The following is a 23,186-nucleotide window of genomic DNA, read 5'->3' as shown; positions in this document are numbered from 1 at the left end:
ATACGTCTAGAATGGTGCCTGTTTTCCCGCTCGGCAAGCGCCCTTCCCGTCCGAAGCCCCCGGTTAATCTCCGGTTAACCCTTTTTCTTCTCGGAGTATTTACCTAAAATGGCGCCTAATCGGATGCGGACCGGCGCCCGGCCGGCCCAAGTTGACGCGGGCTGGACCTGCCGCCCCATCACAAAAGGCTCTATCGCAGCCACGACATTCTGGCAGAAGCCCCAACGGGCTGACCGAACGCGGACCTGATGACGACCTTCGAGCGGTATGTTTTCCGGCGCCTTGCCGCCGTCTTCCTGGTGACGCTGGCGGCACTGGCCGGCGTCGTCTGGGCGACGCAGGCCCTGCGCCAGCTCGACCTGGTCACCGCCAAGGGCCAGACCATCATCCAGTTCATCGGCATGACGATGCTGGCCATGCCCTTCCTGGCGCTCGCCATCGCCCCCTTTGCGCTGCTGATCGCCATGCTGGTGGTGCTCAACACCCTGTCCAACGACAGCGAGCTCATCGTCATCAACGCTTCCGGCGCATCCCGCTCGGTGCTGCTGCGGCCCATTCTGGTCTTCGCCGCCGTCATCAGCCTGTTCTGCGCCTCGCTCTCGCTTCTGTTCGCACCTGCCGGCCTTGCTTCGCTGCGCGACGAGATCACCCAGGTGCGCGTCGACCTGGTCGCCAACATCGTCCGGCCCGGCCGCTTCATCGGCATCGAGGACGGCCTCACCTTTCACATCCGCAACCGCGGCGGCGACGGCCAGCTGGAAGGCCTGCTGATGCATGACGAACGGGCGGAGGATATCGTCTTCACCTATGAGGCGGCGCGCGGGCAGATCGTCGAGGCGGCCGGCCGAACCCTGCTGGTGATGCAGGACGGCACGATCCAGCGCCGCACACGGGCGACGGGCAGCATTTCCATCGTCCGCTTCCAGTCCTATGCCTTCGACCTGTCGAGCATGGTTCCGACCGGTACGGTTGCCACCTACAAGGCCAGCGAACGCTCGACGCTCGACCTGCTCGCGCCCGACCCGAACGATCCCTATGCCGTCGACAACGGCAACCGGCTGATGGCCGAGCTTCATGACCGGCTTAGCCAGCCGCTCTACCCCATTGCCTTTGCGCTCATCGTCTTTCTGTTCGCCGGCGAGCCGAAGACCACCCGACAGAATCGCCATGCGGCAACGCTGACCGCCCTGGTCCTCGCGATCGCGCTGCGCACGGCGGGCTTCGGCATTCTGACGCTGGTGTCCGGCCTGCCCGCCGCCCGCTTCGCCCTGTATGTTCCGCCGCTCGTGACCATCGCCCTGGCCGGCTGGATGATCGCGATTGGTCGCAAGCCGCGCTGGATGAATGCCCTTGCCACCCTCGGGGAGCGGATCGGCGAACGGATCGAAGCCATCGTCGCCCGCCTGCAGGGCCACCAGCAGGGCGGGACCGCCTGATGCTTGCCTCGCTCCGCTCCGGCCACACGCTCGCCGTCTACTTCGCGCTGCGCTTCGTCGCATCGATTCTCGGCCTGTTCCTGCTGGCCGCCGTGCTGATCTTCATCTTCGACGCGCTCGAACTGCTGCGCCGGGCGAGCGATCAGGACGGAGCCAGTCTCGCCCGCATCGGCGCGATCTCGCTGCTGCGCGTGCCGCAGCTGATGGAGCAGGTCCTGCCCTTCGCCGTGCTGTTCGGCGCGATTGCCGCGTTCCTCGGCCTGAGCCGCAAGCTGGAGCTGGTCGTGGCGCGCGCTGCCGGCGTGTCCGTCTGGCAGTTCACCGCCCCTGCCTTGATCGTCGGCATCGTCATCGGCATCGGCGCGGTGCTTCTCTACAATCCGCTGGCCGTCACCCTGCGCACACAGTCGGACGAACTCGCGTCGGGCCTTTTCGGCCGCGAGCAAAACTTCCTGCTGCAGACCACCGGAGACATCTGGCTGCGCCAGGACGGCCAGGACGGAGAATCGGTGCTGCACGCCAAGCAGATCCTAAACTCCGGAGAGCGGCTGCTCGGGGTGACCCTTTTCACCTTCGACCGGCAGGGCAGTTTCCTGGAGCGGATCGAGGCGAGCGAGGCGACGCTCGGCGAAAAGACCTGGCGCCTGTCCGACGCGACGGTCTACTCGACCCAGGGCGATCCGCAGACCTACGAGAGCTATAACGTCTCCACCTATCTCACACCGACGGAGGTTCGCGAGAGCATCGCCGCCCCCGAATCCATCGGATTCTGGGACCTGCCGCGTGTGATCGAATTGTCACAGAGAGCCGGTTTGCCCGCGTATCGTTATTCGCTTCAATATCAAACACTTCTGGCAAGGCCCGCACTTTTGGCCGCAATGGTGCTGATTGCGGCCTGCGTTTCCCTGAGGGTTTCGAGGATGGGGGGGATCGGCCGCCTGATTCTGGGTGGAATCCTCGCCGGGTTCGTGCTTTACGTTCTGTCGGAGCTCGGCAAGGACCTGGGCGGTGCGGGAATCGTACCTCCGATCATCGCCGCGTGGGCACCTGGAGTGTTTGGAGTCTTGATGGGGATCACGATCCTCCTGCACCTGGAGGACGGCTGATGCGTTCGGCCGTTTCGACAGGCATGACCGATCGGCAGAACCGCCCGTCCCGCGCTGGTCGGGTGGGCGCGTCCCCGCGCGCGCGTTCGCTGCGCGCCTCCATGCTTGCCGGCACGTTGCTGTCGGGCGCCGCGCTGGCTCTGCTGGCCGGCTTCAGCTCGGCGCTTGCGCCCCTTCCCGCCTTTGCCCAGGACAGTGCGCTCGATTCGCTCGGCTCACAGGTCGACCCGACCGAGCCTCTGCTGCTTGAGGCGGCGGAGCTGCGCTACGATTTCGACCGGGACATCATCTCGGCCGTAGGCAATGTGCAGATTTATTATGGCGGCAACACGGTAGAGGCGGATCGCGTCGATTTCGACCGACGCAACAGCCGTCTGCGCGCCAACGGCAATGTCCGTCTGACCGAGCCGAACGGCAATGTCCTGCGCGCCGCTTCGATGGAACTGTCGGACGATCTGCGCGACGGCTTCGCCAATGCACTGCAGCTCGACACGCCACAGCGCACCCGCTTCATCGCGGATGGCGCGCGCCGCGAGAACGGCAACCGCACGAGCTTCGACAACGGCCTTTACACAGTCTACACCGGGCCGAACAATCCGCCGGAGAAGCCGCCGCTTTGGCGCATCCGGGCGCAGACGATCGTCCACGACCAGCAGGAACAGACGATCGAGTTCGAGAAGGCCTCGTTCGAGTTCTTCGGCCGCTCGCTCGTCTATCTGCCGTATCTGTCGATGCCGGACCCGAGCGTCAAGCGGAAGTCGGGCCTGCTGATTCCCAGCTTCGTCTATGGCGACCGCGTGGGCGCAGGCATGCGCATCCCGTATTATTTCGCCATCGACCAGTCGCGAGACCTGCTGATTTCCGCCACGCCGCTGAGCAAGCAGGGCGTGCTCGGCCAGTTCGACTGGCGCCAGCGCCTGATGGACGGCGCCTACTCGATCCACGCCGCCGGTATCTTCCAGGCGCGGCCGGACGAATACACCACCTCGAGCGGCAACCGCGACTTCCGCGGCGTGATCGCCTCGGAGGGCGAGTTCCACATCAATCAGCGCTGGAAGTGGGGCTGGGACCTGTCCTGGCGCACCGACCGTTCGTTCCTGCGCGACTACAAGTTCGCCCCGCTCGGCAATGCGAGCGACGTGTCGAAGATCTACCTGACCGGGCAGAGCGAGCGGAACCGCTTCGACCTGCGCGCCTATGCCTTCCGCATCTCGCAGGAGGATTACGCCGCCCTCGCCGCGCTCAATCCCGGTCCGCAGTTCCTTCCCGTCGGCAGCCGCCTGCAGGACAAGCAGCCCTTCGTCCACCCGGTGCTCGACTGGAACTACATTTTCGAGAACCCGATCGCCGGCGGCGAGCTGGCCCTGACGGGCAACCTCACCAGCCTGACCCGCGACCAGACCGACGCGATCCAGATCGGCGGCCCGGCGCCTGCCGGCGTTACCCGCTTCCGCGGCGTCGAAGGCACGTTCACGCGCGCCAGCCTGGAGGCCCAATGGCGCTCCACGCTGATCGACTCCTTCGGCCAGGTGTTCACGCCCTTCGCCTATGTGAAAGGCGATCTCTACTTCCTCGCCTCGCAGGACAAGAACGTCGCCTCGATGACCGACGAGAGCTTCGTCGGCCGGGTCATGCCGGCCGTCGGCCTCGACTATCGCTTCCCGTTCATCGGCACGTTCCAGGGCGGCAACCAGATCATCGAGCCGGTGGCCCAGATCATCGTCCGCCCGAACGAGATGCGGATCGGCGAACTGCCGAACGAGGATGCGCAGAGCATCGTCTTCGATTCCACCACGCTGTTCGAGTACGACAAGTTCTCCGGCTTCGACCGCAGCGAAGGCGGCACCAGGACCAATGTCGGCCTGAAATACAGCCTGAACTTCGACCAGGGCTACCACGTCAGCGCCCTGTTCGGCCGCTCGTTCCACCTTGGCGGCACCAACTCGTTCAAGCAGGCCGACATTCTCGGCGCCACCACGAGTTCGGGTCTTGCCACCAATTACAGCGACTATGTCGGCAGCCTCTATTTCGACAGCCGGCAAGGCTTCCGGATGGGCGCGCAGGCCCGCTTCGATCACAAGAACTTCTCTGTCCGCCGCGCCCAGGTCGAGGCGACGGGCATCTACGGCCCGGTTACCGGCAACCTCGCCTATGCCTACCTGTCGCCGCAGCCCAACCTCGGCATCGCGACGCCGCGCGAGGAAGTCATCGGCTCGGCCAGCCTGCGGCTGCAGGAAAACTGGCGTCTGTTCGGCTCGGTGCGCTTCGACCTCGAGCGCCGCAACATGGTGCGCGACAGCTTCGGCGTCGGCTATGACGATGAGGGCTTCTCGGTCTCCTTCGCCTATTCGGAGGACCGCAGCCGCAACAATGGCCAGACGACGGATCGGCTGTTCTTCTTCCGGTTCGGCCTGCGCACGCTCGGCGACACGCAGTTCTCGACCAGCGGAACCAACTAGGGACCCGATGCCGGCGACGGGCATGCCGCCAAGGGCGGAGCGCGTGCGGTGACGGACCCGATTCTTGCGGGACGGCGGGACGAGACAGCTGCTTTCGACGGATTTTAGCCGTTTTCTGGTGTCACAGCAGGTTGCACGATAGCATCGCCGGGCGAGATGTCTGAAAGCAGGTGCACGCGCCTTCAGACCGACTGCTGCGCGACCGGGCACTGGCTGTCCGGATCCGGCGAAACGAGAAGCGACGACACTGGACGCGACAGCAATGGACGCGACGACAGGGGGAATGAATGACTGCAAAGCGCTGGATGCTCGCGGCCCTGGCGATTCTGGTCGCCGCCACCGTTTCCGGCGGACCGCTCGCTGCGCAGACCGCCATCAAGGTGATCGTGAACAACAAGCCGATCACCACCTATGACATCAATCAAAGAGCCAGCCTGCTGCGCCTCACCGGCAGCCGCGGCGGCTCCAAGCAGGCGACCGAAGAGCTCATCGACGAAGTCCTGAAGATGCAGGAGGCCGAACGGGCCGGCGTGCGCGTCACAAAGGCCGATGTCGACGAGGCCTATGGCCAGCTCGCCAGCCGCGTGAAGCTGACGCCGGCGCGCCTCACCCAGGCGCTTGCCCAGTCGGGCGTCAAGGCCGACACCATGCGCCAGCGTATCCAGGCCGAGATCGCTTGGGGCCAGTTGCTGCGCGCCCGCTTCCAGTCCGAGGTGCGGATCTCCGAATCCGACGTGATCGCCGCCCTGCGCAAGCAGGAGGACAAGAGCAGCGACACCAGCATGGAATACCGCATCCAGCCCATCATCTTCGTCGTGCCGGCAAAGACCGGCGCCAGCGGCAAGAACCAGCGCCGCCGCGATGTCGACAACTTCCGCTCGCGCTTCTCGTCCTGCAACGAGGCCCAGACGCTCGCCAGCGAGTTCCGCGAAGTGGTGGTGATGCCGATGGTCACCCGCCTGGAGACCGAGGTTCCCGCCCCGCTCAAGGAAGCGCTGGACAAGACCGCCGTCGGCAAGGTGACCACCGCCCAGGACAGCTCCAAGGGTCTGGAAGTCTATGCGGTTTGCGACAAGCGCGAGATCGCCAGCAACGCCGCCGCGCGGATGGAGGTCGAGGACGAACTGCGCAACAAGGAAGGCGAGCAGATGAGCCGCCGCTATCTGCGCGAGCTGCGCAGCCGCGCCATCATCGACTACCGCTGAGCCGCCCCCGCATGCGCGCCAGTGTGAAGCCTCTCGCCGTCACCATGGGTGACCCCGGCGGCATCGGTCCCGATGTCGCCCTTCTTGCCTGGACGGAGCGCGAAAAGCGCGAGCTGCCTGCGTTCTACCTGCTGGCCGACCCCGCCTTTCTTGCGGCCCGCGCCGCCCGCCTCGGGCTTGCGGTGCCCTTGGCCGAGGTGACGCCGCAGGAAGCGCTGGAGGCCTGGAGCGAGCACCTGCCGGTCGTGCCTTTGGGCATGAGCGTGCCGGATCGTCCGGGTATCGCCGATCCAGCGACGGCGGCCGCCGTCATCGCCTCGATCGACCGCGCCGTTGCGGACACGCAGGCGGGTCTTGCCGCCGGCATCGTCACCAACCCCATCCAGAAGAAGGCGCTCTACGACGCCGGCTTCACGCACCCTGGCCACACCGAGTATCTCGGCGAGCTGGCGCGGCGCTCCGGTGCGCAGGACGCGACGCCGGTGATGCTGCTTGCCGGTCCCGAGCTGCTCGTGGTGCCCGTCACCGTCCATATCCCGCTGCATAACGTGCCGAAAGTGCTGACGACCGGCCTGATCGTCGACGTCGGGCGGATCGTGCATCAGGAGCTGGTGCGCCGGTTCCGCATCAAGGCGCCTCGCATCGCCGTCGCCGGACTGAACCCGCATGCGGGAGAAGGCGGCGCGCTCGGCTTCGAGGACGACGAGATCATCGCCCCGGCCGTGGCCGAGCTGCGTTCCATGGGCATCGACGTCCAGGGCCCGCTGCCCGCGGATACGATGTTCCACGCCGAAGCCCGTGCCGGTTACGACTGCGCGCTGGCCATGTATCACGACCAGGCGCTGATCCCGGCAAAGACCCTGGCCTTCCACGACGCGGTCAACGCAACGCTCGGCCTGCCCTTCGTGCGCACCTCGCCCGACCATGGCACGGCCCTCGGCATCGCCGGCACCGGCAGCGCCCGCCCGGACAGCTTCGCCGCTGCCGTCAGGCTCGCCGCCGTTCTGGCGGATCCGGGCCTCATCGAATGAGCCAGATCGACGACCTGCCGCCGCTGCGCGATGTCATCCGCACTCATGAGCTGCAGGCCCGCAAGTCGCTGGGGCAGAACTTCCTGCTCGACCTCAACCTGACGCTCAAGGTCGCCCGCACCGCCGGTGATCTGAGTGAGTGCACGGTGCTGGAGGTGGGGCCCGGCCCCGGCGGCCTTACCCGCGCGCTGCTTGTGGCCGGTGCAAAACGCGTCGTGGCCGTCGAGAAGGACCCTCGCTGCCTGCCCGCGCTTGCCGAGATTGCCGCTCACTACCCAGGGCGGCTGGAGGTGCTGGAGGCCGATGCTCTCACCATCGACCTGGAGCGCATCGCCGATAGCGGACCGCTGAAGATCGTCGCCAACCTCCCCTACAATGTCGGAACCCAGTTGCTTGTCGACTGGATCACCAGCGCGAACTGGCCTCCGGTCTGGCAATCGCTGACGCTGATGTTCCAGAAGGAAGTGGCCGAGCGCATCGTGGCCGCCCCCGCCAGCAAGGCCTATGGGCGCCTCGGCGTGCTGGCCGGCTGGCGTTGCCATGCCACGCTCGCGTTCGAGGTCGGACCCAAGGCCTTCACCCCCCCGCCGAAGGTAACCTCGGCGATCGTCCACCTGACACCGCGCAAGGCGCCGCTCGACTGTGATCTGAAAGCGCTGGAGCGGCTCACCGCCGCCGCCTTCGGCCAGCGCCGCAAGATGCTGCGCGCAAGCCTCAAGCCGCTTGCCGCCGATGCCGAAGCGCGCATCGCCGCAGTCGGCATCGAACCGACCACGCGTGCCGAGCAGCTGGAGATCGCCGACTTCGTCAAGCTGGCGAACGCCTTCGCGGCCGGCTGACCGCTTCCCTGTGAAAGACCGACCGGGAATATGAAAAAGGCGCCCCAGCGGGCGCCTTTTCAGTCTCTGCGAAGGGTTTGCCGGCAACCTGGTCAGGCCTCGCCGGTCTCTCGCTTCAGATCCTCGACCATGCCCTCGATGAACGGACCGATGGCCGGGCTGCGCTCGCGCCGCAGCCGCTCGGCATGAAGGATCGACAGCGCCCCGCCGAAGGCGGTCTGCAGGTCGTCGTTGACGATCACGTAGTCGTAGTCCTGCCAGTGCTTCATCTCGCCGACCGCGGTCTGCAGACGGCGCTTGATGACGTCTTCCGCATCTTCCGCCCTGCGATGCAGGCGCGACTTCATCTCGGCGATGGACGGCGGCAGGATGAACAGCGACACCACGTCGGAGCGCATCTTTTCATACAGCTGGAACGTGCCCTGGATGTCGATGTCGAAGAGCACGTCGCGCCCTCCGGCCAGCGCCTCCTCCACCGGGTCGCGCGGTGTGCCGTAATAGTTTCCGTGCACCTCGGCCCATTCCAGCAACTCGCCGCGGTCGCGCATCTGCTCGAAACGCTCGCGCGAGATGAAATGGTAGTGCACGCCGTCGATCTCGCTCGACCGGCGCGGCCGGGTCGTCACCGAAACGGAGAGCGTGAGGTTCACCTTCTCCCGATCGAGAAGTTGGCGCGCGATCGTCGACTTGCCCGCGCCCGAAGGCGAGGACAGCACCAGCATCAGCCCGCGTCGGCGCGCTGCCGCCTCACTCGATGTCACAACCGTTCCGCCGGTCGCTGTCGTCATGCCCCTGCCCCGTTCGTCCTGTTATTCAAGGTTCTGGATCTGCTCGCGCATCTGGTCGATGACCGTCTTCAACTCCAGGCCGATGGCGGTCAGCTCCGTGCCGTTCGACTTGGAACAGAGCGTATTGGCCTCGCGGTTGAACTCCTGCGCGAGAAAGTCGAGCCGCCGGCCGACAGGCCCGCCCGCGTCGAGCAGGTCGGTTGCCGCCTGCACATGGGCGACCAGCCGGTCCAGCTCCTCGCGGATATCCGCCTTGGTGGCGAGCAGCGCCGCCTCCTGGTGCAGCCGCGCCGGATCGAGCGCGGTACTGCTGCCGACGAGCGCCTCGACCTGCGCCGCAAGCCGCGCCCGGATCGCCTCCGGCGCCCGGCACGGCGCGACTTCCGCCTGGCGGGTGAGTTCGGCAATCGTCGCAAGCTGGCCGCGCAGCACCGTGCCGATGGCCGCGCCTTCGTTGCGCCGCATACGGGCCAGCTCCTCAAGCGCGCTTTCCAGCGACGCCTTCAGCGCCTCGATCAACGCTTCGCGCTCCGCCGGATCTTCTTCCGGCTCTTTCCATTCGATGATGCCGCGCTGCGACAAGATACCGTCGAGGGCAACGGGGGCCGCATCCGGCAAACGCTGCCGCACCGCATCCATCGCCGCCAGCAACGCGCTCAGGGCAGCTTCGTTGAGCTGAGGCACCGCCTCGCCCTGGCTGCGCTGATAGCTCAGCCCGATGGTGACGTTGCCGCGCGTGAGATACCGTCCGGCCGCCTCGCGGCAGACCCCTTCCAGCGCCTCCAGGCCACCCGGCAGGCGCATGCGCAGGTCCAGCCCCTTGCCGTTGACCGAGCGCAGTTCCCAGGTCCACCGGGCAGCGCCGCTGGCACCGTCCGCCCGGCCGAAGCCGGTCATGCTGCAAAGCGAAAGTGTCATCTGCGAAACTGCCCCCACAGGTCTGGAATCACGCAACAATCAGGGCGCGCGGCTTAACCGCCGCTGCCACCGCTTGCGGCTCCGCCCTGGGTCCCTTGCGCCTCGCGCTCGCGGCGCTCCCGCTCCACCTGACGCCAGCGGGCGACATTGCGCTGATGCTGTTCGTAGGTCTCGGCGAAGACGTGGCCACCCGTGCCGTCGGCGACGAAGTACAGGTCCTTGGTCCGCGAGGGATTGGCGACCGACTCCATGGCCGCGCGGCCCGGATTGCCGATCGGGCCCGGCGGCAGGCGGTCGATCTGATAGGTATTGTAGGGATTGCGGGCATCGAGCTGCGAACGGGTGATCGCCGAACGGTCCTGCAGCCAAGCCTCCCCGCCATAAAGGCCGTAAAGGATGGTCGGATCCGACTGAAGGCGCATGCCCTGGCGCAGGCGGTTGACGAAGACGCCCGCGACCCGCGGTCGCTCGTCGGCCCGCGCCGTTTCCTTCTCGACGATGGAGGCCAGCACCACCAGCTCTTCCGGCGTCTCCACAGGAAGACCTTCGGTTCGCCGGCCCCAGATGTCGGCCAGCGCCTTGGTCTGCGCATCCTTCATCTGCTGGACGATCTGCGCGCGCGTCGTGCCGCGGGTGAAGGTATAGGTTTCCGGGAGCAGCGATCCCTCCGGCGGGATCTCGTCCAGTTCGCCTGTCAGAACCGGATGCTCGCGCACCCGGGCGACGATCTGCGCGCTGGTCCAGCCCTCCGGCACGGTCACCGTATGATAGACCGCCTTGCCGCTGACCAGGTCGTCCATCACCTGGCGCATCGAGACGCCGGGCGAGAAGGCATATTCACCGGCCTTCAGCCGGGCTGCGTTCTTGTAGGCCTGTACGCCCGCCCAGAACACGTTGGAATCCTCGATGACACCCTGGTTCTCCAGCGTGTCGGCGATCATGCGCAACCCGCTGCCCGAGGGAATGATCACCGTCTTTTCGGCCGCCAGCGGACCCGGCGCATCGAACTCGGCCTTGCCCCAGTAGAGCATGGCGCCGGTGCCGATCACCACCAGCACCGCCAGCGACAGCAGCGCATTGACGACGATGACGAGAGGATTGCGGACATGGCGCGAGCGCAGCGGCGGCGGCGGCGCCTGATCCGGCTGGATCGCCTCGCGCGGGCTCTTGGGGTGCGGGCGGAACGGAGTGCCCTCGTCCTTGGCCGCGGTCTCGGAAGAAGTGTTATCGGGCTCTCGGCCTGGCGTCTCGGTCATCTGTCCTGTCCGGTCCTTTTGATCGAGGCAATGGACATGCCACTTGGCCCGAAATTATGGCCAAACCGGGAAGGATCGCTCCGCCCGGCGCAACTGGGGATCGGCTTCGCCGGAAGCGAAGGGAAAACCCCCTCGCGCCCGGCGCAGGAAGCCCTGTCAGGCCGCGACCTTGCGGAAAACGAGCGAGGCATTGGTGCCGCCGAAACCGAAGGAGTTCGACAGCGCCGTATCCACGTTCATGCGCTTTGCCGTCTTCGGAACCAGGTCGATCTCGGTCTCGACGGAAGGATTGTCGAGATTGATCGTCGGCGGCACGATGCTGTCGCGGATCGCCAGCAGCGAGAAGATCGCCTCGATGGCGCCTGCGGCCCCGAGAAGGTGACCGGTCGACGACTTGGTCGACGACATGGTCAGCCGCGGGGCGCTGTCGCCGGCAAGACGCTGGATCGCGCCGAGCTCGATCTCGTCGCCGAGCGGCGTCGAGGTGCCATGGGCGTTGATGTAGTCGATATCGGCCGGGGTCAGGCCCGCACGCTTCAGCGCAGCCTGCATGCAGCGGAAGGCGCCGTCGCCGTCCGAGGCCGGAGCGGTGATGTGATAGGCATCGCCCGACAGGCCGTAGCCGACCACTTCGCCGTAGATCTTGGCGCCACGAGCCTTGGCGTGCTCGTATTCCTCAAGCACGACGACACCTGCGCCCTCGCCCATGACGAAACCGTCGCGGTCCTTGTCATAGGGACGCGAGGCTGCCTCGGCACGGTCGTTGAAGCCGGTCGAGAGGGCGCGCGCGGCGGCAAAGCCAGCCAGCGACAGACGGCAGACCGGCGATTCGGCACCGCCCGCCACCATCATGTCGGCATCGTCGAGCGCGATCAGACGCGCTGCATCGCCGATGGCATGGGCACCGGTCGAGCATGCCGTCACCACAGCGTGGTTCGGCCCCTTGAGGCCATGACGGATCGACACATAGCCGCTGGCCAGGTTGATCAGCCGGCCGGGAATGAAGAAGGGGGAAATGCGCCGGGGACCCTTGTCGCGCATGACATGGGCCGTAGCCTCTATGCCCTGCAGGCCACCGATGCCGGAACCGATCAGGACGCCTGCGCGATTCTGGTCTTCCGTCGACTTCGCGGACCAGCCGCTGTCACGGATCGCCTGCTCGGCGGCAGCCATGCCGAAAATGATGAACTCGTCGACCTTGCGCTGTTCCTTCGGATCCATCCAGTCGTCCGGATTGAACGTTCCGTTCGACCCGTCTCCACGGGGAACCTGGCAAGCGATCTGACAGGCGAGATCGTCGACCTCAAAATGGCTGATGCGGGAGGCTCCGCTCCTGCCCTCGAGAATTCTGGACCAGCTCTCCTCGACACCGCACGCCAACGGCGTGACCATGCCAAGGCCGGTAACGACTACTCGCCTCATCATGAACCTGTATCTGGCGCGTCGGGCGGACACGAAGCCCGCCCGATGCGGAAAACTGAATCAGCCGGCGTTCTTTTCCAGGAACTTCACGGCGTCGCCGACGGTCAGGATCGTCTCGGCGGCATCGTCCGGGATTTCCACGCCGAACTCTTCCTCGAAAGCCATGACCAGCTCAACGGTGTCGAGGCTGTCGGCGCCCAGATCGTCGATGAAGCTCGCCTCCATGGTGACCTTTTCGGCATCCACGCCGAGGTGCTCGATAACGATCTTCTTTACCCGATCCGCGATGTCGCTCATTTCAGAATTCCTCAGTTGCTTCCAACGGTTTTCGCTAGTTCAGCGCTCAGCGCCGCACCTCGTACCCGATCTCCGGAGCTCGGCACCGGAACGAGGCGAATGGGATTCCAGCCCGCACCATGTCCGATCCGGCGACCACGGCCGGCCGGACTGGCCGCGCCCGAGCGCCGATCATTCGTGAACGGGTTCGCTGGCCGGCGGGTTCCTAACACACTTTATAGGGCTTGACCAGCCGCCCCGCCGCCCTGCGGAACACCTGTTCCACGGGGCTGGAAGCGACCGGGTTTGCCAAGTCAAATCATGGCCATACCGCCATTGACGTGCAGCGTTTCGCCGGTCACGTAGGCGGCTTCCTCGCTGGCGAGGTACAATGCAGCCGCCGCGATCTCGTCCGCCTTCCCCAGGCGACCCGCCGGCACGGTGGTGAGGATCGATTCCTTCTGCTTGTCGTTGAGCGCGTCGGTCATCGGAGTTTCGATGAAACCGGGCGCGATCGTGTTCACCGTAATGTTGCGCGACGCGACCTCGCGCGCAAGCGACTTGGCCATGCCGATGAGGCCTGCCTTGGCCGCAGCGTAGTTGCCCTGGCCCGGATTGCCGGTGACGCCGACGACGGAGGCGATGTTGATGATGCGGCCATAGCGGCGGCGCATCATGCCCTTCACCGCTGCGCGGCACAAACGGAAGCCGGCGGTCAGATTGACCTCGATGACGTCGTCCCACTCCTCGTCCTTCATGCGCATGAAGAGGTTGTCGCGGGTGATGCCGGCATTGTTGACGAGAATGTCGAGCTGGCCCATCGCCGATTCCGCGGCCGGAACGAGTGCGTCGACGGCCGCCCGGTCGGACAGGTTGGCGGGCAGCACATGCACGCGCTCGCCGAGATCGGCGGCCAGCGCCTCCAGCTTCTCGGCGCGGGTGCCGGACAGAGCGACGGTGGCGCCGCGGACATGCAGGGCGCGGGCGATCGCCTCGCCGATGCCGCCGGTTGCGCCCGTCACGAGCGCCGTCTTGGAAGTCAGGTCGAACATGAGTCTTTGATCCTTGTCTTGCAATGCGTGCCGTGCGTCAGGCCAGCCGCTCCAGAAGGGCCGCAATGTCGTGGGGCGAATTGACCGCGATACCGGTCATGTCCTTGGCGATGCGCTTGACCATGCCGGTCAGCACCTTGCCGGTGCCGATCTCGTATGCGGTGTCGACGCCGGCCGAAGCCATCCACTCGATGGATTCGCGCCAGCGCACGGTGCCGGTCACCTGCTCCACCAGCCGGCGGCGAATCTCGTCCGGATCGCTGGTCGGGCCAGCGAGCACATTGGCGACCAGCGGCACGGCCGGCGCCTTGAAGGTCACGGTCTCGAAGGCCGCGGCCATCGCCTCGGCGGCAGGCGCCATCAGCGCGCAATGGAACGGAGCGCTCACCGGCAGCAGGACCGCGCGGCGCGCGCCCCGGCCCTTGGCGATCTCGATGGCCCGCTCGACGGCTGCCTTGTGACCGGAGACCACCACCTGTCCCGGTGCATTGTCGTTGGCGGCCTGGCAGACCTCGCCCTGTGCGGCTTCCGCGGCCACGGCGGCCGCCTCGGCATAGTCGAGGCCGAGAAGAGCGGCCATCGCCCCCTCACCCACCGGCACCGCCTGCTGCATCGCCGTGCCGCGAATCCGCAGCAGCCGCGCCGCGTCGCCGATGGACAGCGTGCCGGCGGCGGCCAGCGCCGAATACTCGCCGAGCGAATGGCCGGCCACATAGGCAACGCTGGACGCCAGGTTCAGGCCGCGCGCCTCGGCCGCGCGCATGGCCGCCAGGCTCACCGCCATCAGTGCGGGCTGCGCATTGGCCGTCAGCGTCAGCTCCTCGGGCGTGCCGTTCCACATGATGTCGCTGAGCTTCTGCCCCAGCGCCTCGTCCACTTCATCGAACACCGCCCGGGCCTCGGCGAAAGCATCGGCCAGGTCCTTGCCCATGCCGACAGCCTGACTGCCCTGTCCCGGAAACGTGAATGCGATACTCATTGGCGCTGGCTCCAACATCCCTTGTGCGGCCGGATTCGCGTCCGACCGTCCGTCTTGTCTCGAAATGTGCCGCAAAGAGACGTCCCAGGCACACACTGTCAAGGTGGAGCATGGAAAAAACACGCGCAATCCCTTTGCTCCGCCTTGCGAAGCAGCGCAACTGGTGTATAAGCCACGCTTCGTTCGGAACTCTGGCCGGGGGCTGAACGGAAGGTCCGCCGCATGCCGGCATCTCTTCGAACTGAAGAGAGGCAGGCGACAGGCGGGCAGGTCGGCAAAGTGTCGTCCGTCTTCCCGTGTCTCCGCCTTCGAAGTTGCTTCGATCCGCCTTTCTTGAAGGCTCGAAGAGGCTTAGCGCCGGGTTCCGGGAACTGAAACGGAAAGAAAGGCACCCTCATGCCGCTTTACGAGCATGTGTTCCTGGCTCGCCAGGACGTCTCGGCCCAGCAGGTCGAGCAGATGGTCGAGCAGTACAAGGCCCTGATCTCCACCAACGGCGGCAACGTCGGCAAGGTCGAGAGCTGGGGTCTGCGCACGCTGGCCTACCGCATCAACAAGAACCGCAAGGCTCATTACACGCTGATGAACCTGGACGCCTCCCCGGCCGCCGTGGCCGAGATGGAGCGCCAGATGCGCATCAACGAGGACATCCTGCGCTTCATGACGCTCCGCGTCGAGGAGCACGAGGAAGAGCAGTCCGCGATGATGCAGAAGCGTGACCGCGACGACCGTCGTGGTGGTCGTGGTGATCGCGGCGACCGTGGTGATCGTGGTGGCCGTGACCGCGGCGATCGTGGTGGTGACCGCGGTGATCGTGGCGACCGCGGCGGCCGCCGCTTCGACGAAGAATAAGGAGCTAACGCAATGGTCGATATCGCACAGCTGCCGACGCGCCGCCCCTTCTTCCGCCGTCGGAAGACCTGCCCGTTCTCCGGCGCCAACGCGCCGAAGATCGACTACAAGGACATCCGCCTCCTGCAGCGCTACATCTCCGAGCGCGGCAAGATCGTGCCGAGCCGCATTACCGCGGTGTCCGCCAAGAAGCAGCGCGAGCTCGCGCGTGCCATCAAGCGCGCTCGTTTCCTCGGCCTGCTGCCCTTCGTGATCAAGTAAGATCACGACTTTCCAATCGGCTGGGACTGGCCGGCTCGCCGGCCGTCCCTAACCGCGCAGGACGCGGGACAGACGAAAAGGATCACCGAAATGCAGATCATTCTTCTCGAGCGCGTCGCCAAGCTCGGCCAGATGGGCGAAGTGGTGCGCGTGCGCGATGGCTTCGCGCGCAACTACCTGCTGCCGCAGGGCAAGGCGCTGCGTGCCACCAAGGCCAACCTGCAGCGCTTCGAAAGCGAGCGCGCGCAGCTTGAAGCTCGCAACCTCGAGCGCAAGTCGGAGGCCGAGTCGGTCGCCAAGACGCTCGACGGCCAGACCTTCACCGTCATCCGCCAGGCTGGCGAGACCGGCCAGCTCTACGGCTCCGTGTCGACCCGCGACATCGCCGACGTGATGACCGAAGGCGGTTTCTCCTCGGCTCGTTCGCAGGTTCGCCTCGACCGTCCGATCAAGACCATCGGCCTGCACGAGGTTGCCGTCGTCCTTCACCCGGAAGTCGAGGTGTCGGTCACGCTCAACGTCGCCCGCTCCGCCGACGAGGCCGAGCGCCAGGCGCGCGGTGAGGACCTCACCGGCCGCGAGCAGGACACGTTCGAGTTCGAAGAGGACGAGGACGAGGATGCCGAGGGCGAGGAGGCCGCCGAGGCCGACGCCGAGGCTGACGAGGAAGAGGCTCTCTGAGCCGCTTTCCAAAAAGCACCGAATTGAAAAGGCCCCGCTCTCGCGGGGCCTTTTTGTTTGGCAACGTTGCCGGCCGCGGCCATTGCGCGGGGCAAGCGATCCGGCGAATACTCGCGCTCCCCCTGCCGAAAGCGAAAAGCATGGCCCAGAACATCTACGACGATCCCGATTTCTTCGCCGGCTACAGCCAGCTGCCGCGCCAGGTCCACGGCCTGGCCGGCGCGCCCGAGTGGCCGGCGATCAAGGCCTTGCTGCCAGACCTGGCCGGACGCCGGGTTGCGGATCTGGGGTGCGGCTTCGGCTGGGCATCGCGCTGGATGCGCGAGAACGGCGCGGCCTCGGTTCTGGGGCTCGATCTCTCTCGCAACATGATCGATCGCGCGATCGCGGATACACACGACGAGGCGATCTCCTACCGTATCGCCGATCTGGAGACGCTGGAGCTGCCGCACGCGGGGTTCGACCTCGTCTACAGCGCGCTGACGTTCCATTACGTCCAGGACTTCGCGCGTCTTGCGCGGATGATCGGCGATGCGCTGGCGCCGGGCGGCGAGCTCGTCTTCACCATCGAGCACCCGATCTTCATGGCCGCGGCCCGCCCCCTCTGGATGCAGGACCACGACGGCCGCAAGACCTGGCCGGTGAACGGCTATTCCGTCGAAGGAGAACGGCGCACGGACTGGTTCGCCAGCGGCGTCCTGAAATACCACCGCACCATTGCAACGACCCTGAACACGCTGATAGAGACCGGCTTCCGGCTGCGGCGCATCGACGAGTTCGCGCCGACGCGGGAACAGATCGCGCAGACCCCCGGGCTGGCCGAAGAGCTGGAGCGCCCGATGATGCTGCTCGTCGCAGCGGTCAAGGACTAGCGGAAAGCCCGCGATGAGGAGGCCGAGACTGGCAAGGGAAAGGCTCTCTGAGCCGCGTCCCGCAAGCGCTGACTTGAAAAGGCCCCGCTCCGGCGGGGCCTCGTTTGTTCCGGCAGGGCAGTCTCAGAAATTCTCGCCAGCCCTGCGGAGCTGCTCGATCCGCGCCTTTTCCAGTCTGGTCGCGCGCCCGGCCTCGTCGAACGGCACCTTGAAATTGAATGCCGTTGGCGTCGGCCCATGGTCATGCAGATGCTCATGGCGGACAACAGCATCCGCCCAGCTGGGCGGGGCCGTATCCATGTGCCACCACATCACCAGCGGCGGCCATGCCGGCTTGTCGAACCATTCGCGACCGCGCTTCAACGCCGCTGCGTGAAGGCCGAAATAGGTGAACACGAACAGGGACTCCAGATCCCTCCACAAGGACAGGGTTGCTGGCGACCACCCGTCTCCGCGCTCCTCGTAGAACCTGGGATAGACCTCCGCGCCCCACGAGGGCGGGCCGGGATCGGAAGCATAGCCGGAGCGCGCGATCAGCCCCTCGCACCGGTCCGCCAGCGCCAGGATCGGATCGTTCAACTGCTGAAAGCCCTCGTTGGCCGGATCATCGGCGGGCTTCCTGAAGATACCGAACGTGTAAAGAGCCAAGGGCATCCGATGCCTCCCTCGAGGAAACCGGGTTTCACGGCGTCGGCCCGCCACGCTCCCGTTCCCCTGTCACCGCCGCGTCATCCGTTCCTGCTACCAAAGTTTCGATGTCGGCGCGACCCAACCCTCGCCCGGCCTCGACCCGCAAAACTTCACAGCGGCCGGCTTGTCCGGCCGTTTTTTTGTGCGCAGGCGCGCACCACGCCGCTGCTTGCGCTTTTTGCATGGCAGCCGCCAGCGGCCTGATTTGTCCGTGATCTCCGCAGCGAGTTCGGCTAAGAAATGCGGGCCCTTTCGGGGCGCGTTTCATGTCACCACAAGATGCAGATTGGCAAGATGACCGGATTCAAGTCGGATTTCCTGAGGACCCTTAGCGAGCGTGGCTTCATCCACCAGATGTCGGATGAGACCGGGCTCGACGATCTCCTGCGGACTCAGACGGTCACCGCCTATATCGGCTATGATCCGACGGCATCCAGCCTGCATGTCGGTCATCTGATGCAGATCATGATGCTGCACTGGTTCCAGGCGACCGGCCACCGGCCGATCTCGCTGATGGGCGGCGGCACCGGCATGGTCGGCGACCCCTCCTTCAAGGAGGAGGCCCGCAAGCTGATGACCGTGGAAATGATCGAAGACAATATCGCCTCGATCAAGCGCGCCTTTTCCAACTACATCGACTACGACAAGGGCCCGCTCGGCGGCGGCCTGATGATCAACAACGCGGACTGGCTGCGCCCGCTCAACTACCTGGAGTTCCTGCGCGACGTCGGACGCCATTTCTCGGTCAACCGGATGCTGTCCTTCGACAGCGTGAAAACCCGTCTCGACCGCGAACAGTCGCTGTCCTTCCTCGAATTCAACTACATGATCCTGCAGGCCTACGATTTCGTCGAACTGGCCCGGCGCTACGACTGCCGGCTCCAGATGGGCGGCTCCGACCAGTGGGGCAACATCGTCAACGGCATCGACCTTGGCCACCGTATGGGCACCCAGCAGCTCTATGCGCTGACCTCGCCGCTGCTGACCACCTCGTCGGGCGCGAAGATGGGCAAGACGGCCTCGGGCGCGGTCTGGCTCGATGCCGATCTGCTGTCGGTCTATGACTTCTGGCAGTACTGGCGCAACACCGAGGACGGCGACGTCGAGCGCTTCCTCAAGCTCTTCACGGTTCTGCCGCTGGACGAGATCGCCCGGCTTGCCGCCCTTGGCGGCTCGGAGATCAACGAGGCGAAGAAGGTGCTCGCCACCGAAGTCACGGCCATCCTTCATGGCCGCAAGGCTGCCGAGGACGCGGCCGAGACCGCGCGCCGTGCCTTCGAGGAAGGTGCGCTGGCCGAGGGCCTGCCGACGGTGGAGGTCGCTCGCGGCGAGCTCGAGGCCGGCCTCGGCCTGCTGGCCGCCTTCGTCACCGCCGGCCTGTGCGCCTCCAACGGCGAGGCCCGCCGTCAGGTCAAGGGGGGCGGCCTTCGCGTCAACGACGTGGTCGCAGAAGACGAGAAGCGCGTGCTCGGCACGTCCGATCTCGTGGACGAGGGCGTCATCAAGCTCTCGCTCGGCAAGAAAAAGCACGTGCTGCTGAAAGCCGTCTGAGCGCTCGACCGCCCTTCGACACGGCCGACACGACTGCAAACCCCGGGCGCCCGCGCCCGGGGTTTCATTTTTCAAAGGCGCGTCGGCCCCTCAGCGGTATTCGAAGATCTTGCGGAAGATGCCCGGCGCCATGGCAGAGGCCGGGTTGACCGTCAGCACCGGCTCGGCCAGCGAGCCGGTCAGCCGGTAGGTCACGCCGATCAGCCCCTCGTCGGAGCCGCCGCCGAGCGCAAAGCCCAGGATCGGGATCTTGGCGAACAGGTTGTTGAGCGCGAAAACCGGCACGAACGTTCCGGTCATGTCCAGCGAACGCGCCGCCAGATTGACATTGCCCGACACCGTGCCGCCGATGGTCGGGCCGGCCAGCGTGCCGTCGGTGATGGTCAGCATGTCGCCGCTGCGACGGAACTCCAGATCCAGCGCGCTGAACGTCGCCTCGCCGCTCCGTTCGGCCGCGGCCAGCAGCTGTTGCCTGCGCGGATCGCGCGCTTCGAGCACGCCGGGGCTGCGCGCAAGCTCGCGGATCGCCGGGTCCTCGGTAATCGCCAGCCGCTTGATCTTGAAGCGGCCGATCCAGTCGCTGGCCGACGGCATGGCGACCGACAGGATGCCGACGCCGCCGCGCATGCGGTCATAGAGATTGGCAAAGCGCAGGATCGCTCCGGTATCCTGGAACGTGCCGGTCAACTCGCGCCCCTGCCCCTCCCCGGTCAGCTTCGCCTGGAACGTCGTCTTGCCGCCGGACGCGCCGGACAGCTCAAGCGCGCGCAACTCGCCGCCGGACTTGGACATGACGAGCGACACGCCGGACAGGGTTACGCCGTTGAAGCCGATCAGCTGGCCGACCTCGGCATTGATCTTGAGCGCGGTCTTGTCCGCCGCACCGCCCTTGCTGCTCCCGCTCAGGCTAGCGATCAGCCCGCGCGCATCCAGCCGCGTTGCCTGCAGGTCGACGGTGATCTGCCGCCCGCGCTTGGACAGCCGCAAGCTGGCCTCGTCGCTTGCCCGCAAGGCGAAGCGCGAAAACTCCGCCCGCTCCAGATCGCCGGCAGCCGTCAGCGTGATGCCGCCGTCGATCTCCACCCCTTCCGAGGTCAGGCGGAAACCGCGGATCTCGCGGCGGCCTTCGACCTCGCTCATGCGGAACACCGCACGCGCGGCAACGCCGGGGCTCTTGCTCCAGCCCACCTCGGCCAGCTCGATGCTGGCCCGCGTCAGGTCGACCTCGTAGGACTGCCCGGCATCGGTTTCCTCGGTCGACAGTTTCAGCGGACCATTGACGAAGCCGCGAATGTCGATGCCGCGATCTGCGAGCTGTTCCGCCGTGACCTCGATCACGACCCCCTGTCGGGCGACGACGGCCTCGCCATTGGCATTATCGAAGGGGACGACAAGATCGAGATTGGCCGGCAAGCCGTCGAGCCGCCCGCGCCCCTTCAGCGACAGGCTTCCTTCGTCCACCGCGAAGGCCAGATCGGCGCGGCTCAGCTTGTGGCCACGGATCGGCCGGTCGCTGGTGAATCCCTTGAGCGAGCCGGCAAGATCCCAGTCCACATCATCGACCCGCACGTCCTTGACCAGGGCGAAGGTGGCGTTGAGCGTCATCTCGCCCGAGCCCGCCACATCGTCGGGAGCAAGGTCGTTGCGCGACAGCACCGTGAACGGTTCGGCGTCCAGCAGTGTCGCCAGCGACTTTGCCGGCCCCTTGGCCGTCAGCTTCAGGACGCCGGTCTTGTCGCCGCTCTCGCGGATGTCCGGCACCTTGAACACCGTGTCGCTGATGGCGATCTGCTCGCCCGGCCGCGCCACCATAACGCCGGAAGGCGACGTGATCGTCAGCACTTCATCGGCAACCTGGATGCGGCCGGACAGGCCCTGCGCCACCGGCACCGTGCCGACGGTGCTGAGGCTGAGATCGGAGAAAGCGATGTCGACCTGTACGTCATCACCGGCCCAGCCCGGCGCCTCGTCGTCCACATCGAAGGCGGGCGGGCGCAGCGACACCGTCGCGCGTCCTCCCTCGATCCGGCCGTCGACGACATGCTCGATCACCCAGGCTCTTGCCGGCGGCATCATCGTGATGGGCCACAGCCGCTTCAGCGTGGCGACCGACATCGCGCCGCTCTGGACGGCGAGCGCCATGTAGGGACCGTCCTCGCCGATGCGCAGCGAGCCGGCGCCGTCCATTTCCGCCGATCCCGACCGCAGCGCCAGCTTGTCGAAATGGATCTCCTGCGTGTCCAGGTCCACGCGCCCTTCCGCCAGGAACCTCTCCATGGCAAAGGGCGGCCCCGGAACATCCGACGGGCCAATGCGGGCATCGCGCGACACCACGCGGAAGGACCACGCCTCCTGCCATTCTCGCGGAGGCTCGACCACCCCCTCGAACGGCAGGAAGGTGTTGCCCCTCTGGTAATTGGACGGGACGATGCGGAAGCCAGGCGACCCTGCTTCCCAATAGAGCTGGACGTCGATCGTGTCGAAGCCGACCACGGTGCGCCCGGTGTTGATCCAACCCGGCGAGACGATCACGCCCGCACGCGTGGTGCCGAAATTGCCTTCCGCGTCGACCGTCACATCGAGGCGCCCGCGCACAGGAATGCCGAGCCCCTTGCCCGCCCCCACCGAGGCGTCGATGGGCACGAACTCGCCGAGGGAAACGTCGTACACATCGACCCGCATCAGGCTTTCGCCGGTCTCCGCATCGGTGGAACGGCTCGCCTTGGCCTTCCACTGGCCGAGCCGGCCGGCAACCTGCGCGTCGACCTGCAGCGTGCCGTCGGCAGCCCTCGTCAGCTCCGCGTCGATGCCGCGCATCCGGTAGGTCTTCTCGCCCTCCAGTACGATCTCCGCGGAAACCAGTTCAATGCGGGCAATGCCGCGCTGCGCCAGTTGCCCCACGGCAAGGCGAGCGGTGCGGTCGGCCGCTTCCGCGACCACGGCCATATCGGGGATCTCGCTGGAAGATGCCGAGCGCGCCGCTCGCGCGATTTTCAACCTGGCATGCTCCAGCCGGATCTCGGCTGGATGCAGGTCGCCGGTCAGCAGTGCAGCCGCATCAAGGGGAGCGGACACACGCGGCACGTGCAGCGACAGGTCGCTGTCGGCATCGACCTCGACGGAAAGATCGTGCAGCTCCACCTTCGGCGGCAGGCCTTCGGACAGGTCCACCGTGACCGCCCCGACCTCCAGCGTCGTTCCGGGCATCGAGGCGCGCTCGGCGATCATTCGCGCGAGATAGGGCACGGAAACCGGGCCATTGCCGAAGGTAACGATCAGTCCGCCGAACACCGCCAGCAACAGGACGCCGAGCGCCGCCAGGACATAGGTCCTCTTCCGCCACAGCCGGGGCTTGCGACGCAGCACGTCTCGCAGCGGCCTGTCACGATGTATGAGGCGTTTCAGCAGTGTCCCGGTCCTTTGGGCATGGCAGTCTGATCATCCGCGATTCGCGGAAATCATTGTATGGCGCAAGGGGGATCCGCGCCTGTCTGCGATGCGTATCTGCAACC

20 protein-coding genes are annotated in these 23,186 nt (G+C 66.3%); 11 read left to right on the top strand and 9 right to left on the bottom strand.

Going from position 1 to position 23,186, the window contains the following annotated elements:
- Nucleotides 1-248 precede the first annotated feature (248 nt).
- The 6 genes from lptF (at nt 249) to rsmA (ending at nt 8,076) form a co-directional block, all read left to right on the top strand.
- Complete coding sequence (gene lptF / locus ACVJ6E_RS07265; RefSeq protein WP_120267680.1) at nt 249-1,436, top strand: LPS export ABC transporter permease LptF; 1,188 nt, start codon at nt 249-251, stop codon at nt 1,434-1,436.
- Nucleotides 1,436-2,542 (top strand): LPS export ABC transporter permease LptG, encoded by a 1,107-nt coding sequence (lptG, locus tag ACVJ6E_RS07260; RefSeq protein ID WP_120267679.1) that lies wholly within the window; start codon nt 1,436-1,438, stop codon nt 2,540-2,542. The genes lptF and lptG overlap by 1 nt, the downstream gene beginning before the upstream one ends.
- On the top strand, nt 2,542-5,001 hold the full coding sequence (locus ACVJ6E_RS07255; protein ID WP_208996624.1) for an LPS-assembly protein LptD: 2,460 nt from the start codon (nt 2,542-2,544) through the stop codon (nt 4,999-5,001). Before lptG ends, ACVJ6E_RS07255 begins: the two co-directional genes overlap by 1 nt.
- Before the next feature lie 287 nt (nt 5,002-5,288).
- Nucleotides 5,289-6,206 (top strand): SurA N-terminal domain-containing protein, encoded by a 918-nt coding sequence (locus ACVJ6E_RS07250; RefSeq protein WP_120267678.1) that lies wholly within the window; start codon nt 5,289-5,291, stop codon nt 6,204-6,206.
- A gap of 11 nt (nt 6,207-6,217) precedes the next feature.
- Nucleotides 6,218-7,237, top strand: coding sequence for a 4-hydroxythreonine-4-phosphate dehydrogenase PdxA (pdxA, locus tag ACVJ6E_RS07245; RefSeq protein ID WP_120267677.1), 1,020 nt, complete (start codon nt 6,218-6,220; stop codon nt 7,235-7,237).
- On the top strand, nt 7,234-8,076 hold the full coding sequence (gene rsmA, locus ACVJ6E_RS07240) for a 16S rRNA (adenine(1518)-N(6)/adenine(1519)-N(6))-dimethyltransferase RsmA (protein ID WP_120267676.1): 843 nt from the start codon (nt 7,234-7,236) through the stop codon (nt 8,074-8,076). Before pdxA ends, rsmA begins: the two co-directional genes overlap by 4 nt.
- Nucleotides 8,077-8,168: 92 nt before the next feature.
- On the opposite strand, the gene gmk is transcribed toward rsmA, so the two are convergent.
- From gmk to fabD, 7 genes are all read right to left on the bottom strand, one after another.
- Nucleotides 8,169-8,864 carry a guanylate kinase gene (gene gmk, locus ACVJ6E_RS07235; RefSeq protein ID WP_120267675.1) on the bottom strand — a complete coding sequence of 232 codons (696 nt, stop codon included), beginning with the start codon at nt 8,862-8,864 and terminating at the stop codon, nt 8,169-8,171.
- 21 nt (nt 8,865-8,885) lie between these two features.
- Nucleotides 8,886-9,782 (bottom strand): YicC/YloC family endoribonuclease, encoded by an 897-nt coding sequence (locus tag ACVJ6E_RS07230; RefSeq protein ID WP_208996623.1) that lies wholly within the window; start codon nt 9,780-9,782, stop codon nt 8,886-8,888.
- Between the two features lie 53 nt (nt 9,783-9,835).
- On the bottom strand, nt 9,836-11,038 hold the full coding sequence (gene mltG, locus ACVJ6E_RS07225) for an endolytic transglycosylase MltG (protein ID WP_120267674.1): 1,203 nt from the start codon (nt 11,036-11,038) through the stop codon (nt 9,836-9,838).
- Between the two features lie 156 nt (nt 11,039-11,194).
- Complete coding sequence (fabF, locus tag ACVJ6E_RS07220; RefSeq protein WP_120268333.1) at nt 11,195-12,460, bottom strand: beta-ketoacyl-ACP synthase II; 1,266 nt, start codon at nt 12,458-12,460, stop codon at nt 11,195-11,197.
- Between the two features lie 60 nt (nt 12,461-12,520).
- Entirely contained in the window at nt 12,521-12,757 is a 237-nt protein-coding gene (locus ACVJ6E_RS07215) for an acyl carrier protein (RefSeq protein WP_120267673.1), read from the bottom strand.
- A gap of 293 nt (nt 12,758-13,050) precedes the next feature.
- Nucleotides 13,051-13,788, bottom strand: coding sequence for a 3-oxoacyl-[acyl-carrier-protein] reductase (fabG, locus tag ACVJ6E_RS07210; RefSeq protein ID WP_120267672.1), 738 nt, complete (start codon nt 13,786-13,788; stop codon nt 13,051-13,053).
- A gap of 37 nt (nt 13,789-13,825) precedes the next feature.
- On the bottom strand, nt 13,826-14,767 hold the full coding sequence (fabD, locus tag ACVJ6E_RS07205; protein ID WP_120267671.1) for an ACP S-malonyltransferase: 942 nt from the start codon (nt 14,765-14,767) through the stop codon (nt 13,826-13,828).
- Between the two features lie 396 nt (nt 14,768-15,163).
- On the opposite strand from fabD, the gene rpsF reads away from it, so the two are divergent.
- The 4 genes from rpsF (at nt 15,164) to ACVJ6E_RS07185 (ending at nt 17,433) form a co-directional block, all read left to right on the top strand.
- Nucleotides 15,164-15,619, top strand: coding sequence for a 30S ribosomal protein S6 (gene rpsF, locus ACVJ6E_RS07200; RefSeq protein WP_120267670.1), 456 nt, complete (start codon nt 15,164-15,166; stop codon nt 15,617-15,619).
- Between the two features lie 12 nt (nt 15,620-15,631).
- Nucleotides 15,632-15,880, top strand: coding sequence for a 30S ribosomal protein S18 (gene rpsR / locus ACVJ6E_RS07195; protein ID WP_029057383.1), 249 nt, complete (start codon nt 15,632-15,634; stop codon nt 15,878-15,880).
- 90 nt (nt 15,881-15,970) lie between these two features.
- A complete protein-coding gene (rplI, locus tag ACVJ6E_RS07190) occupies nt 15,971-16,561 on the top strand; it encodes a 50S ribosomal protein L9 (protein WP_067215803.1) in 591 nt (196 codons plus the stop codon).
- 140 nt (nt 16,562-16,701) lie between these two features.
- Nucleotides 16,702-17,433: a class I SAM-dependent methyltransferase gene (locus ACVJ6E_RS07185; protein ID WP_120267669.1), complete on the top strand. Its 732-nt coding sequence runs from the start codon at nt 16,702-16,704 to the stop codon at nt 17,431-17,433.
- A gap of 123 nt (nt 17,434-17,556) precedes the next feature.
- Here the strand turns inward: ACVJ6E_RS07185 and ACVJ6E_RS07180 are convergent, their stop codons facing one another.
- Nucleotides 17,557-18,087: a DUF3291 domain-containing protein gene (locus tag ACVJ6E_RS07180; protein ID WP_120267668.1), complete on the bottom strand. Its 531-nt coding sequence runs from the start codon at nt 18,085-18,087 to the stop codon at nt 17,557-17,559.
- 330 nt (nt 18,088-18,417) lie between these two features.
- Here ACVJ6E_RS07180 and tyrS point away from each other — a divergent pair, with 330 nt between their 5' ends.
- Nucleotides 18,418-19,674, top strand: a complete 1,257-nt coding sequence (gene tyrS, locus ACVJ6E_RS07175) for a tyrosine--tRNA ligase (protein WP_120267667.1) — start codon at nt 18,418-18,420, stop codon at nt 19,672-19,674.
- Between the two features lie 90 nt (nt 19,675-19,764).
- On the opposite strand, the gene ACVJ6E_RS07170 is transcribed toward tyrS, so the two are convergent.
- Nucleotides 19,765-23,040: an AsmA-like C-terminal domain-containing protein gene (locus ACVJ6E_RS07170; RefSeq protein ID WP_120267666.1), complete on the bottom strand. Its 3,276-nt coding sequence runs from the start codon at nt 23,038-23,040 to the stop codon at nt 19,765-19,767.
- Between the last annotated feature and the right edge of the window lie 146 nt (nt 23,041-23,186).

The organism is Stappia sp. G46H5W (genome assembly GCF_058448995.1).
Note: the sequence above shows the minus strand (reverse complement) of the source record. Positions and strands in the feature narration are given on the sequence as shown.